Origin of the sequence: Delftia sp. DS1230 (genome assembly GCF_040112715.1) — a bacterium.
GTDB lineage: Bacteria > Pseudomonadota > Gammaproteobacteria > Burkholderiales > Burkholderiaceae_C > Comamonas > Comamonas tsuruhatensis.
The window spans coordinates 2227782-2243866 of record NZ_CP157763.1; the positions used below are offsets into that span (position 1 = coordinate 2227782).

The window sequence follows — 16085 nt, forward strand, 5'->3', positions numbered from 1 at the left end:
GCGCGGCTTCAGCGTTCGAGCTGGTCCAGCTTGCCGGGCTTGCCGTTCCAGTCGTCGGCGTCGGGCAGCGAGGCCTTGCGCTTGGTGATGCTCTTCCAGCCCTTTTCCAGCGACAACTCGGCATTGAGCTTGATGAAGGCGAGCTGGTCGGCGGGGACGTCTTCCTCGGCAAAGATGGCATTGGCCGGGCATTCGGGAATGCACACGGCGCAATCGATGCACTCGTCAGGATCGATCACGAGGAAGTTGGGGCCTTCGCGGAAGCAGTCCACGGGGCAGACATCCACACAATCTGTGTATTTGCACTTGATGCAGTTTTCGGTGACGACGTGAGTCATGGGAGTCTTTTATTTGCGGTGTGAATGTCGGTATCAACCCGGGATTCTAGAATTTTTCGGAACACGGTCCTGCACATGCAAGAGATTCTGGCGCGGACTGCTGCGGTTTTCTGAAAGCCCACGAGCCGGCATGTGCCGGCTCGCGAAGCGGGACTGTTCAGTTGCTCAATCCAGCAGTGCAGCGCCTGCGGTAGCGTGGCTGGCCGTGTCCACAAGGATCAGCGCACCCAGCTGGCGGGCCTGGGCGAAGGGCGCTGCGGGAATGCTTTCCTGCAGCAGCAGCTCCACGCGGCCGATGGCGTTGGGCTCCAGCTGGGTGGCCTCTTCCTGGGCCAGCGTGTGGATGTTCAGGCGGTGCACCACGCGGCGGGCCTTGGCCTTGATCCAGCGGTGGCCGTGCAGCGCCAGGTAGGTGCGGCCGGGGACCAGCGGCTGCTCGTCCATCCAGGCCACGGTGGCGGTCAGCTCGCGCTGGCTGGGCCATGCGGGCTCCGCTTGCGGGGCGTCGAAGTCGTCATCGGCAGTGGCCGCTGCAGCCACCGGGGCGGCGACGATCCAGTCGCCGCGCGAGACATCGACCTCGCGGTCCAGCGTGATGCCGGCCGACAGGCCCGCGTCGATGGAGCCGGGAACGCGGGCATGGTCCAGCACCTGGGCAATCACGGCTTGCTGGCCGCTGGGCAGGATCTGCACGGCGTCGCCCACGCGTGCGCGGCCTGCGGCCACGCGGCCCCAGAACACGCGGCGGCCCTGGCTGGTATCGGCCGAGGACGAGAATTTCTCCACCCACTGCACGGGGAAGGCCAGCGCCAGGCCGGTGTCGGTCGGCGTGTTGGGCAACTGCTCCAGCAGTTGCAGCAGGCTGGGACCGTCGTAGCCGGCCCAGCCGGGCTCGGCGTTGACCACGTTGAAGCCCTTGAGGGCCGAGACGGGCACGGTGGCCGCGGAGGCGATGCCGGCCTCGGCCGTGAAGCGCTGCAGCGCGCCACGGATGTGGACGAAGGCCAGTTGCGGGTCTTCGACGGCGTCGAGCTTGTTGACGGCAAACACCAGCGAGTGCACGCGCAGCAGGTGGGCCAGCAGGCTGTGGCGGCGCGTCTGCGGCAGCAGGGTGAGCTGCGGGTTCTTCCAGTCGAGCTTGGTGGCATCGACCAGCACCACGGCGGCGTCGGCGCTGCTGGCGGCGGTGACCATGTTGCGCGTGTACTGCTCATGGCCCGGCGCGTCGCCGATGATGAACTTGCGGCTTTCGGTGGCGAAGTAGCGGTAGGCCACGTCGATGGTGATGCCCTGCTCGCGCTCGGCCGACAGGCCGTCGGTCAGCAGCGCCAGGTCGGTCTCGCCGCTCTTGGTGACGCCGGCGAGCTGGTCCTGGAGCACGGCACGCGTGTCCACCAGCAGGCGGCCGATCAGCGTGCTCTTGCCGTCGTCGACGGAGCCGCAGGTGATGAAGCGTAGGGCCGAGGCGTTGGAGGCGGTCTGCTGTGTGGCCTGGCTGGCCTGGGTGGCCGTGGAATCCGCGACGGCTGTGTCGGCGGCAATGCTTGCGGTGGTCATCAGAAATATCCGTCCTTCTTGCGCTTTTCCATGGAGGCGTCGCTGGTCTTGTCGTCCATGCGCGTGGCGCCGCGTTCGCTGACTTCGGCGGCCAGGGTTTCGAGCACGATGTCGGCCGCCGTGGCGGCTTCGCTTTCCACGGGGCAGGTGCAGGTGATGTCGCCCACGGTACGAAAGCGCACGTCGCGTACCACGACTTCCTCGCCGTCGCGCGGGGGCGTGAGTTCGGTCACGGGCACCAGCAGGCCGCGGCGCTCCACCACTTCGCGCTTGTGCGTGTAGTAGATGCTGGGCAGGGCGATCTGCTCGCGCTCGATGTATTGCCAGACATCGAGTTCAGTCCAGTTGCTGATGGGGAACACGCGGAAGTGCTCGCCGGGGGCCAGACGCGTGTTGAACAGCGTCCACAGCTCGGGGCGCTGGGCCTTGGGCTGCCATTGGCCGAAGCTGTCGCGGTGGCTGAAGATGCGTTCCTTGGCGCGGGCCTTTTCCTCGTCGCGGCGGGCGCCGCCGATCAGGGCGTCGAAGCGGAATTCATCGATGGCCTCCAGCAGCGTCACCGACTGGTGGACGTTGCGGCTTTCGCCCGGATGGGCCAGGCGCACGGTGCCGCGTGCCATGGAGTCCTCGACGCTGCGCACGATGAGTTCGGCGCCGAGCTCCTTGGCACGCAGGTCGCGGAAATCGGTCACTTCCGGGAAGTTGTGGCCGGTGTCGATCATCAGCAGCGGGTAGGGGATGCGGCCCTTGCCGAAGGCTTTTTCTGCGCAGCGCAGCATGACCAGCGAGTCCTTGCCGCCCGAAAACAGCAGGGTGGGGCGCTCGAAGGCGGCGGCCACTTCGCGCAGCACGAAGATGGTTTCCTCTTCGAGGGCGTCGAGGTGGCGGTTGCTGAGATGGCTCAGCACGGAGGTGTCCACACGGGCATTCATTTCTTGGTTTCCAATCAAATCGGTGTCAAACCCTGCAGGCTTCACTTCTTGGCGTGCAGGCCGCATTCCTTGGCTGCTTCATCCTCCCACCACCAGCGGCCGGCGCGGAAGTCCTCGCCAAGGCTGACCGCGCGCGTGCAGGGTGCGCAGCCGATGCTGGGATAGAACTGGTCGTGCAGCGGGTTGTAGTCCACGCCGTGGCTGGCGATGTAGTGCCAGACATCGCCCTGGGTCCAGTCGGTCAGCGGGTTGAACTTGGTCAGGCCCTTGGTCTCGACCTCGCTGCGGTCCACGGCGGGCACGTCGGCGCGGGCATTGGACTGCTCGCGGCGCAGGCCCGTGATCCAGGCGCTCTTGCCGGCCAGCGCGCGCGCCAGCGGCTCCATCTTGCGCACGCCGCAGCAGGCCTTGCGCAGCTCGATGCTGCGGTACATGGCGTCCTGGCCGTTGTCGCGGATGAAGTGGATCACCGATTCGAGCTGCGGCCGGTAGACCTTGACGCTCAGGCCGGGCAGCGACTGGGTGCGCTCCAGCAGGGCCAGGGTCTCGGTGTGCAGCGCGCCGGTGTCCAGCACGAAGACGGGGATGTCCAGGCCCAGGCGGTGGATGATGTCGGTGATCACCACATCCTCGGCGCCCAGGCTGGAGGCCTGCGTCACGGCCTCGGCGCCCAGCGCCGCTGCCTCGCGCAGCAAGGCCTCGGTGGCGGCCAGCTTGTCGGCAAAGCCGCTGCTGGCTCGGCCGTTGACCTCGGTGGCCTTGGCCGATGCCTGTCGCGACAGAAAGCTTTGCGCACCCATGTCAGGCCGCCTTGACGAAGTGGGGCTCGGGATGGACGGCATCACCCTGGTAGAAGCCGTGGAAGCGGTCCAGCTGGCGCTGGGCATCGGAGATGTCCACGCCTTCGCGCAGTACGGCCACGTCGAAGCCGCAGCGCTGCATCTGCACCAGCTGGTCGATCAGCACGTCGCCCGTGGCGCGGATTTCTCCCTGGAAGCCCAGGCGCTTGCGCAGCAGGCGGGCCTGGCTGAAGGCGCGGCCGTCGGTGAACTTGGGAAAGTGCAGGTCGATGCGCTGCACGCCGGTCAGGTCCAGCGTGAAGGGGTCGGCGTCATTGGCCGGGGCGATGACAGTCTGCTGGCCTTCGGCCGGGCTTTGGTGCTCGTGGGCGGCGATGATTTTCATGGGGATCTCCTGCGGCTCTCACCTGGGGTCAGGCGGCCGCTTCCTCGGTGTGCTTGGCGGGGTGGCGGGCGGCATTGCCGGCGGCCTTGAACGGGTCGATGCCCACGCGGCGCACGGTGGCGATGAAGGTCTCGAAACGGCCGCCTTCGCTTTGGCGCTGCTCGCGGTAGGTGGCCAGCAGGGCCTCGATCACGCCGGGCACTTCGGCGGCGCTGAACGAGGGGCCGATGATCTTGCCGGGCGTGGCCGGGCCGGACAGGTGGGAGCCGTCGGCGCCGCCCAGCGTGATCTGGTACCACTCCTTGCCGTCCTTGTCCACGCCCAGGATGCCGATGTGGCCGCTGTGGTGGTGGCCGCAGCTGTTGATGCAGCCGCTGATGTGCAGGTCGATCTCGCCCAGGTCCCACAGCTCGTCCAGGTCCTGGTAGCGCTCGGTGATGGCCTCGGCAATGGGCAGGGAGCGTGCATTGGCCAGCGAGCAGAAGTCGCCGCCGGGGCAGGCGATCATGTCGGTCAGCAGGCCGATGTTGGGCTTGGCCAGGCCCAGGGCCTTGGCCGCCTTGTACAGCTGGGGCAGCTGGTCGCGGCGCACCCAGGGCAGCAGCAGGTTCTGCTCGTGGGTGACGCGCATCTCGCCGGCCGAGAACTGGTCGGCCAGCGCGGCGGCGGCATCCATCTGGTCGGCCGTGGCGTCGCCCGGCGCGTAGCCCAGGCGCTTGAACGACAGCAGCACGGCGCGCAGTTGCGGGTGGCGGTGCGGGCGCACATTGCTGGTCAGCCAGCGGCCGAAGTCCTTGTCTTCCTCGGCGGCCGTGCGCAGCAGGGCCAGGGTTTCGGCCTCGGCATTGGCGGGCGACAGGTCCAGCTCGGGCTCGCGGAAATTGGCGGCCACGCGGTCGTACTCGGCTTGCGTGATGGTGTGGGGACCACCCTCGACCTCGACGATCTGGCGGAACTCCTCATCAACCTGGTCGATGTAGTTCTGGCCCTCGGACTTCACGAGGATCTTGATGCGCGCCTTCCAGGCGTTGTCGCGGCGGCCGTAGCGGTTGTAGACGCGGATCACGGCTTCCAGGTAGTTCATCAGCTGGTTCCAGGGCAGGAACTCGCGCAGCACCGGGCTGATGGTGGGCGTGCGGCCCATGCCGCCGCCCACGCGCACCTTGAAGCCCAGCTCACCAGCCTCGTTCTTGAGCAGCTGCAGGCCCACGTCGTACCAGCCCAGCGCGGCGCGGTCTTCCTCGGCGCCGCTGATGGAGACCTTGAACTTGCGCGGCAGGAAGCTGAACTCGGGGTGCAGCGTGCTCCACTGGCGCAGGATTTCGGTGAAGGGGCGGGGGTCGGCGATCTCGTCGATGGCAATGCCGGCCAGCGCGTCGCTGTTGATGTTGCGGATGCAGTTGCCGCTGGTCTGGATGCCGTGCAGGTTCACGCTGGCCAGCAGGTCCATCACGTCGGCGGCCTTGGACAGCGGAATCCAGTTGTACTGCACGTTGGTGCGCGTGGTGAAGTGGCCGTAGCCGAACTTCAGGTCGGAGCCGATGCGGCGGCCGTCGTGCAGGGGAATGTCGCCCAGCTTGGCCTGGGTGTCGCGGGCCTCGGCCAGCAGGGCGGCGTCGGGCTGGTCGTACTCGCGGGCCACGCGGGCCAGCACGCGCAGCTGGGCGCTGGACAGCTCGCCATAGGGAACGGCCACGCGCAGCATGGGCGCGTAGCGCTGCACATACCAGCCGTTTTGCAGGCGCAGGGGCTTGAACTCATCCTCCGAGAGCTTGCCGGCCTGCCAGCGTTCGAGCTGGTCACGGAACTGCTCGGCGCGCAGGCGGATGAACTGTTTGTCGAATTCGGTGTATTGGTACATGGCGCTTCGGATGTGGGGTCTTCGACTGCCGCCAGTGGCGGCGGTGCAGGGGCTCATCGCGTGGCACCGAGGCACTTGCGGGACACGCGCACAGAACCCTGCATGGAGGGGAATGTAAGCAATGGCCTTATAGAAGCAAACGATTGTTTTGTCCTGCAAGTATGTGGATATGGATATAAGTGAATGGCAGCAGGCTTTGTGGGGCTGGGCATGCCAAACGCATGAGCGGCCGATATGCTTTCCGGTCAGAGGGAGGATTTCAGAATGCGAAACCGTTGTGCCGCCATCGGGCTGGCCTTGGCATTGGCAACTGCTGCTCAGGCGCAGGCCCAGAAGCCGGCACCGCCGCCGTCTCCGTTGTCAGCAGCGCACACAGCTGACATGCCTGAACCCGACAAATCCGCACAGAAATCAGCCTGGGATGCGTATCTGCATCGCGTGGCGGCGCAGTTGGCCGGTTCCGGCAGCGGGCGCGATCTGGCCTTTGCGGCCATCCTGATCAATCTGTCGCCCCGCGACAAAAGCGCTGTCAGCCAGGCCGAGGGCTGGCGCCAGGACGCGCTGGAGCGGGCAGGGCAGGATGCGCTGGCCTATCAACTGCTGGCCTCCAAGGCCCCTGAGGACGAAGGCGAAGTGCGCTCCGAGGCTGCCCGCCGCTGGCTGGCGCTGGAGCCCAGCAATTTCTCTGCGCTGATGCAGCAGGCGCTGGGACCGCAGGAACTGCTGGTTGCAGCGCGCGAAAGCCGCTACGCGGACCTGCACATGTATGACGGCGTGCGCTGGATGCAGTCCGCTTTGCTGCGCCATCCGCCCACGGCACAGGAGCTGCAGGCGCTGGGTGGCAGTCCGAACTACCGGCTCGAGGAAGGCGCGGTGATCACTGCAATAGGTATCTGGACAGCCTTTCCCTTGACGGGCTACAAGACGCTGCTGGATACCTGCAAACCCGAAGCGATGGGCAAAACCCCGGCGCGCGAGGCCGACTGCCTGCATGTAGCCCACCTGCTGACGCAGCGCTCATCGACCGTGCTGGACGAGGGCTTTGGGCTGGCGATTCAACGCCGGCTGGCCAAAACCCCGACCGAGCGCGCCGCGGCCCAGGCCCGGCGCCGCCAGTTGGAGTGGCTGATGCAAGCGTCCGCCCCGCTCGGCATGCAGGACGGAGGAGCCCAGTTTGCCCGGCTGTTGTCCGATTCCTCCATCCACAGCGAACAGCAACTGCTGGAGCGCATGCTCAAGGACGCAGGCCGCCCGCTGCAGCCCCCGCCTGGCTGGAAGCTGCCCGTTCCCAAGCACTGATGCCAACGCTGCGCCTATCCAGGTCTGCTGGCAGCCGCGCCGCCACCGCCGCCTCGCTCACCCCATAGAGCGCAGCCAGCGCGGCCGGTGTCGCCACCTGCGCCGCCGCACCGCAGGCCTGCAGGCCGCCGCGGCCCAGCAGGGCGATGCGGTCGGCCACCTGCAGCGCATGCTCGGGCTGGTGGGTGGACAGCAGCACGGCCATGCCGCGTGCACGCAGCGCGGCAATCTGGTCCAGCACGCGGATCTGGTTGCCGAAGTCCAGGCTGGCCGTGGGCTCGTCCATGACCAGCAGCGCGGGCTCCTGGGCCAGGGCGCGTGCGATCAGCACCAGCTGGCGCTCGCCGCCGCTCAGCTCGGTATAGGGGCGCAGCGCCAAATGGGCGATGCCCAACTGCTCCAGGCAGCCCAGCGCCAGGGCGCGGTCGGCACTTGAAGGCCGGGCCAGCGCAGGCAGGCGCGCGGCACGGCCCATGAGCACCATGTCCAGCGCCTCGAAGCCGAAGACGCCGGCCTGCGCCTGGGGCACATAGCCCACGCGCCGCGCAAACTCGGCACGCGGCCAGCTGTGCACGGGCTGGCCCTGCACGCGCACCTCTCCGGCCAGCGGCGCCAGCAGGCCCAGCACGGTGCGGAACAGCGTGGTCTTGCCGCAGCCGTTGGGTCCCAGCAGGCACAGCACCTCGCCTGCGGCAATGGCCAGGTCCAGCCCCTGGCTGACGCGCCGCCGCCCATGGCCTGTGGCCAGGGCCAGCGTCTGCAGCACGGGTGGGGCCTGCACCTCAGTCATTGCGGCCCTTGCGCGACAGCAGGTAGAGAAAGAAGGGCGCGCCGACCAGGGCCGTGAGAATGCCCAGCGGCAGCTCGATGCGCGCCGCACTGCGCGCCAGCGTGTCGGCCGCCACCACGAAGCCCGCGCCCAGCAGCGCCGAGGCCGGCAGCAGGCGCACGAAATTGGGGCCGACCAGCAGGCGCGCCACATGCGGCACCACCAGCCCCACCCATCCGACGATGCCGGCCAGCGATACGGCGGCCGCCGTGCCCAGCGTGGCACAGGCCACCAGCAGCAGGCGCAGGCGTGCCACGGGCACACCCAGGGCCAGCGCCTCCTCGTCGGGCAGGCCCAGCAGGTTGATGCGCCAGCGCAGCAGCAGCAGGGGCAGCAGGGCGCACAGCATCACGGGTGCCGTGGCACCCAGCTCGGGCAGGGTCACGGCGCTCAGGCCGCCCATGAGCCAGAAGGTGATGGATGGCAGCTGCGTATTGGGGTCGGCCAGCGTCTTGACCAGGGCGATGCCCGCGCCCAGTAGCGCGCCCAGCGCAATGCCGGCCAGCACCAGAACCAGCACCGGGTCATGGCGGCGCACGCTGGCGCTGATGGCCACCACCACGGCCACGGCGGCCAGCCCGCCACCAAAGGCCAGGGCCTGCACGGCCGCCATGGACCAGCCCAGGAAGATGCCCAGCACCGCGCCCAGGCCGGCACCGGCCGAGACGCCCAGGATGTCGGGCGAGACCAGCGGGTTGCGGAACATGCCCTGGTAGGCCGCGCCTGCCGCCGCCAGCGTGGCGCCCACGGCCAGGCCTGCGGCGATGCGCGGCAGGCGGATGTTCCAGAGCACGGTCTCGGCGCTGGCGGACAAGGGGGATGCCGTGCCCGTGGCGCGCGCCAGCAGCGACTGCCACAGCTGCTGCGGCGCGATGGAGAACTGACCCGCCGCCAGCGCCCACAGCAGCACGGCGGCCAGCAAGGCCAGCGCGAGCACCCACCCCAGGCGGCGGCCTGTGGCAGGCATCAACGCGCAGTCTCCATCAGCCTGCCCAGCGCTGCGGGCGACAGGTCGGCGCCGTAGAACAGGCGGTAGAAGTCGCGCACCTCGCGCTCCAACGGAGGCAGTGCCTGCAGGGCCGGCGCCTGCGGGTGGAGCTTTTCCAGCAGCCAGCGCACGCCGATGAGCCGGTTGACGCCGGGCGGACCATCCAGCCAGCCGAAGGGCCAGACCGGCGCGCAGTGCACGCGGCCCGAGCGCACGGCGGCCACGCCGCGCCACAGCGGGTCCTGGCGCATGCGCTCGGCAAGGCCGGGTTCCTGCGTGACGATGACCTGCGGGTCCCAGGCCAGGATCTGCTCCATGGACACGCGCGTGAGCCCGCCACGCCCTGCATCGGCGGCCACATTGCACCCGCCCGCATATTCGACGGCTTCCACATTGATGGAGCCCGCCAGCCCCGTCTCCAGGCCATTGGCGCTGCGTGCGAAATACACGCGCGGGCACTCGGCCGGTGCCAGGCCCTGGGTGGCACGCTGCGCCAGCGCCGCCACGGCATCGGCATGGCGGGCCAGCGTCTCGCCACGCGCAGCCTCGCTCAGCAGGGCGCCGACCTCGCGCAACTGGCGTGCGTGGTCGGCCAGCGAGCCCTGGATCAGCACGCAGGGCAGGCCGGTCTGGCGCGCCAGCCGCTCGGTGGCCGAGATATAGGTGGCATCGGCCGTGCCGGCGTCCAGCACCAGGTCGGGCTGCAGCTTCAGCAGCGACTCCAGCGGCATGGTGCTGCCGCGCCCGGACAGGCGGCCCAGGTGCGGCAGCGCCTGCAGCGTGGGCCCCAGATAGGCTCGCGAGACATCGTCCAGCTGCTGGGGCCAGCCCAGCAGCTTGTGCGGTGCCAGCGTGGCCACCAGCACGCCTGCGGGCGGTCCGGCCGCGAATACGCGGCGCAGCCTGGCAGGGTCCGGCATCTGTCCCATGCGGGCGGCAATCGTGGTTGCCTGGGCATGGCCGGGAACAAGCGCCGATGAGGCCAGTGCCGCCATGGCCTGGCCCAGCCAGCGGCGGCGGGTGAACAGAAGATCGGTCATGAAAGTCAGGGGATGGGGCTGGCGCAGCCACGGCGCTCAAGCTGTGCCTGGCACCATTGCTCGATCTGCACCTCATCGGCTGCCAGCTCGGCATGCAGGCTGCCGGTGTACCTGCGCCAGTCTTCAAGATGGCGGGCCGCGACGGCCGTGAGCACGGGCGTGCCGGCCTCGACAAAGGCCGCGAATTCGGCGGCAAAGCCCTGGCCCGAGGCCTCGACGATGCCGAAGCGGTTGATCACCACCAGATCCACGCCATCGTCCAGCGCCTGGCGCAGCACGGCGCTGGCCTGGGCCAGGGCCTGGGGGTTGAGGCTGCAGGCGCGCGAGGCGCAGCCCAGGTCCTGGGACAGCTCGAATTGGCGGTCACTGCGCAGGTCGAACAGCTGCATGCGCTTGTTGCCGTTGGCATAGCGGTCCTGGCGATGCACCAGCCCGCCCACGCGCCAGCCCGCGCCTTGCAGGCGGCGTGCCACGCGTTCGAGCAGCAGCTCCATTGCATGCTCGTCGTCGGGATGGACCAGGGCGGCCAGGGGCAGGATGGTGAAGGGCGGGTTCATGGCATGCAGGTTGATGCGTATCAATGGGGCTGTTGTACTCCTGCCCGACCCCGGTGTCGTTGACCATGGGCAGCTTGGCTGGACCCGGAACGCAGGCAGGCGTGGGCGGGCGCTTCGCGCCAGGTCCGCTCCTCAGAAGCGATAGCCCAGGTTGACATACCAGCTGCGGCCCGGCATGGGCAGGCCGTCATCGAACTGGTACCACTTGTCGCCGATATTGGCCACGCCAAAGTCCACGGTGATGTCGCTGCGCGGCTTGTAGCGTGCACGCAGGTTGGCAATGCCGTAGCCGGGCAGCTTGAGCGTCTGCAGCTGGCCGCTGCCCGACAGCGGCACGTAGCGGCCCTTCTCGGTCTCGACCTCGGCATTGAATTCCCACTGCGCCAGCGGACGCCACTGGACACCGGCCAGCAGGCGGTGGCGCGGCGTGTGGGTCAGCGTGATGCTGGAGTCGCTGGTGTTGCGGCGGTTCAGGTAGGTGTAGCCGGCGTTCACGCCCCATTGCGCCGACAGTTGCTGGGCCAGGGACAGCTCCATGCCGATGTTGCGCGTGCGCCCCACGTTCTGCGCCTGGTTGCAGGTGGTGCCGCCGCATTCGGCCGACGCCACGACCACGGTCTGGATCTGGTTGCGCACGCGGCTGTAGAACAGCGCGGCCTGGCCCTGGCCGCCATGCCAGGGCGAGCCGCTGACGCCCAGCTCCAGGTGGTTGGCCGTCTCGGGCTGCAGGTCGGGGTTGGCCAGGGCCGTGCCCATGCGTGCCGAGTAGCGGTCCTTGATGGTGGGAAAGCGCGTCTTGTGCGAGGCGATGAAATACGCCTCGCTGCCACCGCCCAGCGCATAGCCGAGCTTGGCCACGCCATTGGTGGCGCTGGCGGAGCCCGTGGGCCACTGGTAGACCTCGCGCGCATCGCGCTGGTCGTGGCTGAGCGCCAGGTTCAGGCTCCAGCGCTCGGCCAGGGAGATCGTGTCCTCGATCACCAGCGAGCGCGTCACGTCGCGGTAGTGCTTGCTGGGGTCCTTGGCCGAGGCGGCGTCGGTGTGCTCGTCGATCTTGTAGTGCGCGCCCAGGCGCAGCGCATGGCCCTTGAAACTGTAGTTGGCCCACTCGACGCTGGCGCCCTGGCTCACGTCCTTGTAGCTGCTGGTGGGGTCATGGCGCGTGTAGCTCGCGTCCGTGTACATGTCCAGGCCGTTTTGGTAGGTGTCGTGGTAGATGCGCGTCTTGAGCAGGTTGTCGGCATTGATGCGCGTGGTGCTCAGGAAGTACACGCTGTCCTTGTCCCAATAGGGCCAGCGCCAGTAGCGGATGACGTTCTTGCCCGTGGCGCTGCCGGTATACACGGGGTTGCCCTTCTCGCCTTCCTGGCGCACATAGCCCAGCGCGTACTCGTCCGTGGCATTGGGCGTGAGGCCCAGCTTGAACGACAGCCGCCTGTCCGTGCGGTAGGCGTTGTCGCGGTAGTTGCCCGTGTCGGTGGGCTGCTTCTTGAAGTCCTTGAAGCCCTTGGGCAGCGGAAAACTGTCCGCGTCCAGGTAGGAGGCGCCAAGCTGGTAGTACCAGGTGCCCAGGTTGCCGCCCAGGTTCACGGCGGCCTTGCGTTCGCCGCCTGCGCCTGCGCCGATGCGCGCATCGCCCTCGAAGGATTTGACGGGCTTGCGCGTGACCAGGTTGATGGCGCCGCCCAGCGTATTGGGGCCATACATCAGCGAGGCGCCAGCCTTGGCCACGCGGATCTCGGACAGGTCGAACGTGGTGAAGCGGCCGAAGTCCACATAGCCGTCATAGGGCACGTACAGGGGCACGCCGTCCACGAAGACCGGCACCTGGCGCGGATCGAAGCCGCGCAGGTAGATCATTTCCTCGTTGCGATTGTTGCGCGACAGCGTGGCGCCCGGCAGCAGGCGCACGGCGTCGGCCACGGTGTCGGCATTGTGCTGGCGCATCTCGGCGGCGCCCAGTCGCTGTTCATCGCCGGATATGGCCTCTGCTTCATCACGCGCACCGTGCACATCGACCGTGCCCAGCTGGAAGGTCTGCGAAGCCTGTGCTGCGGACGTGACCGATTGGGCTTGTGTCTGGGTGCTGGCGGCCAGGCCCGCAAGCAGCAGGGCGTGGGCCAGCGTGGACTGCAGGCGGAAGGCAGGGGAGGAGGCTTGGGCGCTGTAGCGGGGCTGGAGGGGCACGATTTTCGGTGGTTGTGTGAGTGGACGCGGAGCGGCTGGTTGTTTCCTTTTGAAAACAGGTTCCGGATTCTAGCGATATGCACCAATAAACATAACGAGTGACAAAAAACCGTCTGCGGGAAGACTCGGGTTTTCTTTCAGGCCGTTGTGTGAATGCCCGGCCGTCCAGCGGCCGGGCGGTTCAACGGCTCAGCGCCTGCGGCCCAGGCGTTCGCTGGCCAGGGCAGCCGCCAGCTTGGCATCCAGGGGCAGCGGTTCGTCGTGCAGGCGTGCTGCCAGCAGCTCGCCGCACAGCAGCGACAGCGTGAGCCCGCGCGAACCCATGGCCGTCAGCGCCCACAGGCCGGGAGCCTGGTCGGACACCGGTCCGACCACGGGCAGCCGGTCTGGCGAGGCCACGCGCACGGCGCCCCAGGTGGCGCGCGGTGGCGCGTCGAAGAAGCCTTGCAGGCCCTGGTAGGCACGTGGCAGCAGCTGCGCCAGCTTGGCGCCATTGGCTGCATGGGCGGCGGCCTGGTCTCCGGGGCTGGGCGGCAGCGCGGTCTGGTCGCGCTCGAAGGTCGATCCCATGACCCAGCCTGGCCCGGCTGCATCGCCGGGCAGCGGCATGGCAGGCACCAGGTTGCCATGGCCGTTGACGGGAAAGGGCGGCATGGCCTGTGCGCTGGCCGGGGTGTGCACATCCCAGCTGACCTGGCCGCGAATGGGCTGCAGCGGCCAGGCGGCCTGCGCACCCAGGCTGTGCTCCAGCAGCGCATTGGTTGCGGGGCCCAGTGCGAGAACGACCAGTTCAGCCTCGGCCAGCAGATTGCCCTGTGCATCCAGGGCCTGCCAGACGGGCGCGCCACCGGCTGTGTCGGTGCGTGCAAGACGCGCCACGCAGGCGCGGCCCTGCCAGCGCACGCCCGGCAGCGCCAGTTGCGCCTGCACCAGCCGCGCCGGGCGTACCCAGCCAGCTTGCGCATGCCAGCAGGCCGGGGCGTCGGCGGGCAGGCCGGCCGCCGAGAGTTGATCGGCGCTTGCGGGCCGGCTCCAGTGGTCGCCCGGGCCGGGGGATTGCCAGTCGCGCGGCAGCCGCGGGGCGGCTTCCACGCCGTGCTCCAGCACGCCGGTATCGCACCAGTCCGTGCCCGGTTGCAGCAGGCCCTGGCCGGAGAGCACTTGCAGCTGCGCCAGGGTCAGGCGTGCGCCGTCGCGGCTCAGGCGGGACAGCAGGCTGTCATCGGGCGAGACATGGGGGCAGAACAGGCCCGCGGGCAGGGCCGAGGCGCCCGCTGCAGGCGCGTCGGCAGCATCCAGCACGGTGACCTGCCAGCCACGGCGCGACAGGCTGGCGGCGGCGGCCGCACCGGCGATGCCTGCACCCAGCACCGTGCAGCGCCGTGGGGTGATGGGTTCCTGCGGCTGTGCTCCCGGCCCGCGCGGCCCGCGCGGTTGCCAGGCCGGGTCGAAGACGGCATGCAGGTTGTGGCGCTTGGGTGGGACGCCATCGACCTTGCGCACCTGAAAGCCGTGCTGTGCCAGGCCATCGCGCACCGTGCGCGCCACGCACCAGGTGGACAGCTGCGTGCCGCGCCGACAATGGCGCGCCAGCGCGCGCAGGGTGTCGGCGCTCCAGAGGTCGGGGTTGAGTTCCGGCGTGAAGCCGTCCAGGTAGATGCTGTCGGCCGTGAGCTGCTGGCGCCGCAGCATGGCCTGGGCATCGCCGATGTACAGCGTCAGCAGCACGCGGCCCTGCTCGAAGGCGAGGCGGTGCACGCCGGGCAGCAGGCCCTGGAACCGGGTGGCCAGTTGCTCGGCCAGTGCACGCAGGCTGGGTTCCCGGGGCATGGCCTGGCGCATGGCGTCGGCGCTGACGGGAAAGGCTTCGGCCGAGACGAAATGCAGCAGCCTCGGGCGCCGGGGATCGGCCTTCCAGGCTTCCCAGGCCACGAGGAAATTCAGCCCGAAGCCGAAACCGGTCTCCAGGATGCGCCATTGCGGCGCGTCGGCCCAGGCCGCCGGCAGGCCGCAGCCGCCCAGAAAGACGTGGCGGGCCTGGTCCAGGCCGCCGAGTTCGCTGTGGTAGCGGTCGCCGAAGCGCGGGCTGTAGGGCGTGCCATCGGGCAGCCAGTCAATGGGTTCGGACATGGGCAAGGGGCAGAACTACTCCTCCCAGCGCTGCTGGTAGGAGAACACGGGCAGGCGCCACTTGAAGCGGATGGCGGCCAGGCGCAGCGTGAGTCCGCCGGCAAAGCAGACGACGGTGCTGAGGTTGGAGCCCACGTCCAGCGTGCGCAGCCCCAGGAACAGCAGGCACACGGCCAGGGACACGCTGGCGTACAGCTCGCGCCGGAAGACGACCGGCACCTGGTTGCACAGCACGTCGCGCAGAATGCCGCCGCTGATGCCGGTCAGCATGCCCGACATCACCACCACCACGGGCGGGTAGCCCAGCTCCAGCGCCACGTTGCAGCCGATCAGCGAGAAGGCGATCAGCCCCATGGCGTCCAGCAGCAGAAAGACCTGCTTGAGATGGTGCATGTGGCGCGCCACGACGATGGTCAGCAGCCCGGCCGAGATGACCAGGTAGACATATTCAGGGTGCTGCGTCCAGCCGATGGGGTAGTGGCCCAGCACCATGTCGCGGATGGTGCCGCCGCCCAGCGCGGTAACGAAGGCGATCACGGCCACGCCGAAGATGTCCATGTTGCGCCGGCCCGCCGCCAGCGCGCCCGACATGGCTTCGGCCGTGATGGCCACGAGGTAGATCACCAGCATGACGGTGAACTGCGATGCCTGGAACGATTCCAGCAGGGAGACGGATGGAAGCACGGAAAACCTCGGATGAAGACCGGCCCGCGCCGCAGGGTGTGCGGCCACTGCGCCGTCCAGCGCAAGAAGGCGGGCATTGTAGGCGGTCTCTGGGCGGCGGCCGTTTGCGGCACCGCAAATGAAACCGCCCCCGGCGCGGTGCGACGGGGGCGGTGAAAGGGCACGAAGCGGCTCAGGCCGTAGGAGGCACGTAGCCGGCCGCCGCATCGGCGCCGCCGCCGAAGAAGTGGTTTTCCATCTGGCGGGCCAGGTACTGGCGGGCGCGTGCGTCGGCCAGGTTCAGGCGGTTTTCGTTGACCAGCATCGTCTGGTGCTTGAGCCAGTCGGCCCAGGCCTGCTTGCTCACGCCTTCAAAAATGCGCTTGCCCAGCTCGCCGGGGTAGGGCGGGAAATCCAGGCCTTCAGCGTCAACGCCAAGCTTGATGCAGTGAACGGTACGTGCCATGGGGAATTGAGTCCTTGTCTTGCAGAGATTCAGATGTTTTGGGAATAACAAAC

The 16085-nt window shown here is 68.7% G+C and carries 15 protein-coding genes; 1 reads left to right on the forward strand and 14 read right to left on the reverse strand.

Translation table 11 applies throughout. The annotated features are described in order from the left end of the window. Nucleotides 1-8 precede the first annotated feature (8 nt). From fdxA to AAN986_RS09910, 6 genes are all read right to left on the reverse strand, one after another. On the reverse strand, nucleotides 9-338 hold the full coding sequence (gene fdxA, locus AAN986_RS09885) for a ferredoxin FdxA (RefSeq protein WP_012206456.1): 330 nt from the start codon (nucleotides 336-338) through the stop codon (nucleotides 9-11). 165 nt (nucleotides 339-503) lie between these two features. Next, nucleotides 504-1895, reverse strand: a complete 1392-nt coding sequence (locus tag AAN986_RS09890; protein WP_047218072.1) for a GTP-binding protein — start codon at nucleotides 1893-1895, stop codon at nucleotides 504-506. After that, on the reverse strand, nucleotides 1895-2827 hold the full coding sequence (gene cysD, locus AAN986_RS09895) for a sulfate adenylyltransferase subunit CysD (RefSeq protein WP_013801646.1): 933 nt from the start codon (nucleotides 2825-2827) through the stop codon (nucleotides 1895-1897). Before cysD ends, AAN986_RS09890 begins: the two co-directional genes overlap by 1 nt. A gap of 41 nt (nucleotides 2828-2868) precedes the next feature. Further along, on the reverse strand, nucleotides 2869-3627 hold the full coding sequence (locus AAN986_RS09900; RefSeq protein WP_013801647.1) for a phosphoadenylyl-sulfate reductase: 759 nt from the start codon (nucleotides 3625-3627) through the stop codon (nucleotides 2869-2871). 1 nt (nucleotide 3628) lies between these two features. Next, on the reverse strand, nucleotides 3629-4012 hold the full coding sequence (locus tag AAN986_RS09905; RefSeq protein ID WP_016448346.1) for a DUF934 domain-containing protein: 384 nt from the start codon (nucleotides 4010-4012) through the stop codon (nucleotides 3629-3631). Between the two features lie 28 nt (nucleotides 4013-4040). Then, nucleotides 4041-5873 (reverse strand): nitrite/sulfite reductase, encoded by a 1833-nt coding sequence (locus AAN986_RS09910; RefSeq protein ID WP_047218073.1) that lies wholly within the window; start codon nucleotides 5871-5873, stop codon nucleotides 4041-4043. Between the two features lie 381 nt (nucleotides 5874-6254). Between AAN986_RS09910 and AAN986_RS09915 the strand changes: the two genes are divergently transcribed. Continuing rightward, entirely contained in the window at nucleotides 6255-7172 is a 918-nt protein-coding gene (locus AAN986_RS09915; RefSeq protein ID WP_241150349.1) for a hypothetical protein, read from the forward strand. On the opposite strand, the gene AAN986_RS09920 is transcribed toward AAN986_RS09915, so the two are convergent. From AAN986_RS09920 to AAN986_RS09955, 8 genes are all read right to left on the reverse strand, one after another. Next, nucleotides 7108-7962: an ABC transporter ATP-binding protein gene (locus AAN986_RS09920; protein WP_082138070.1), complete on the reverse strand. Its 855-nt coding sequence runs from the start codon at nucleotides 7960-7962 to the stop codon at nucleotides 7108-7110. The genes AAN986_RS09915 and AAN986_RS09920 overlap by 65 nt on opposite strands. After that, nucleotides 7955-8968, reverse strand: a complete 1014-nt coding sequence (locus tag AAN986_RS09925; RefSeq protein WP_349335619.1) for an iron ABC transporter permease — start codon at nucleotides 8966-8968, stop codon at nucleotides 7955-7957. Before AAN986_RS09925 ends, AAN986_RS09920 begins: the two co-directional genes overlap by 8 nt. Then, on the reverse strand, nucleotides 8968-10029 hold the full coding sequence (locus AAN986_RS09930) for an iron ABC transporter substrate-binding protein (protein WP_047218076.1): 1062 nt from the start codon (nucleotides 10027-10029) through the stop codon (nucleotides 8968-8970). Before AAN986_RS09930 ends, AAN986_RS09925 begins: the two co-directional genes overlap by 1 nt. Before the next feature lie 5 nt (nucleotides 10030-10034). Then, nucleotides 10035-10586: a DUF2478 domain-containing protein gene (locus AAN986_RS09935; protein WP_047218108.1), complete on the reverse strand. Its 552-nt coding sequence runs from the start codon at nucleotides 10584-10586 to the stop codon at nucleotides 10035-10037. A gap of 132 nt (nucleotides 10587-10718) precedes the next feature. After that, nucleotides 10719-12773, reverse strand: a complete 2055-nt coding sequence (locus AAN986_RS09940; RefSeq protein ID WP_047218077.1) for a TonB-dependent receptor — start codon at nucleotides 12771-12773, stop codon at nucleotides 10719-10721. A 189-nt stretch (nucleotides 12774-12962) separates the two neighbouring features. Then, nucleotides 12963-14903, reverse strand: coding sequence for an FAD-dependent 5-carboxymethylaminomethyl-2-thiouridine(34) oxidoreductase MnmC (mnmC, locus tag AAN986_RS09945; protein ID WP_047218078.1), 1941 nt, complete (start codon nucleotides 14901-14903; stop codon nucleotides 12963-12965). Between the two features lie 15 nt (nucleotides 14904-14918). Further along, a complete protein-coding gene (locus AAN986_RS09950) occupies nucleotides 14919-15587 on the reverse strand; it encodes a trimeric intracellular cation channel family protein (RefSeq protein ID WP_016453307.1) in 669 nt (222 codons plus the stop codon). Between the two features lie 172 nt (nucleotides 15588-15759). Further along, nucleotides 15760-16032 (reverse strand): oxidative damage protection protein, encoded by a 273-nt coding sequence (locus AAN986_RS09955; RefSeq protein ID WP_012206441.1) that lies wholly within the window; start codon nucleotides 16030-16032, stop codon nucleotides 15760-15762. Nucleotides 16033-16085: the final 53 nt, after the last annotated feature.

Excerpts from the sequence above, each read along its gene's own strand:
- AAN986_RS09910 (WP_047218073.1), bottom strand. The coding sequence starts at position 5,873 with ATGTACCAATACACCGAATTCGACAAACAGTTCATCCGCCTGCGCGCC.
- mnmC (WP_047218078.1), bottom strand. The coding sequence starts at position 14,903 with ATGTCCGAACCCATTGACTGGCTGCCCGATGGCACGCCCTACAGCCCG.
- AAN986_RS09905 (WP_016448346.1), bottom strand. The coding sequence starts at position 4,012 with ATGAAAATCATCGCCGCCCACGAGCACCAAAGCCCGGCCGAAGGCCAG.
- AAN986_RS09890 (WP_047218072.1), bottom strand. The coding sequence starts at position 1,895 with ATGACCACCGCAAGCATTGCCGCCGACACAGCCGTCGCGGATTCCACG.
- fdxA (WP_012206456.1), bottom strand. The coding sequence starts at position 338 with ATGACTCACGTCGTCACCGAAAACTGCATCAAGTGCAAATACACAGAT.
- cysD (WP_013801646.1), bottom strand. The coding sequence starts at position 2,827 with ATGAATGCCCGTGTGGACACCTCCGTGCTGAGCCATCTCAGCAACCGC.
- AAN986_RS09915 (WP_241150349.1), top strand. The coding sequence starts at position 6,255 with ATGCCTGAACCCGACAAATCCGCACAGAAATCAGCCTGGGATGCGTAT.
- AAN986_RS09900 (WP_013801647.1), bottom strand. The coding sequence starts at position 3,627 with ATGGGTGCGCAAAGCTTTCTGTCGCGACAGGCATCGGCCAAGGCCACC.
- AAN986_RS09930 (WP_047218076.1), bottom strand. The coding sequence starts at position 10,029 with ATGACCGATCTTCTGTTCACCCGCCGCCGCTGGCTGGGCCAGGCCATG.
- AAN986_RS09935 (WP_047218108.1), bottom strand. The coding sequence starts at position 10,586 with ATGAACCCGCCCTTCACCATCCTGCCCCTGGCCGCCCTGGTCCATCCC.
- AAN986_RS09920 (WP_082138070.1), bottom strand. The coding sequence starts at position 7,962 with ATGACTGAGGTGCAGGCCCCACCCGTGCTGCAGACGCTGGCCCTGGCC.
- AAN986_RS09955 (WP_012206441.1), bottom strand. The coding sequence starts at position 16,032 with ATGGCACGTACCGTTCACTGCATCAAGCTTGGCGTTGACGCTGAAGGC.
- AAN986_RS09925 (WP_349335619.1), bottom strand. The coding sequence starts at position 8,968 with ATGCCTGCCACAGGCCGCCGCCTGGGGTGGGTGCTCGCGCTGGCCTTG.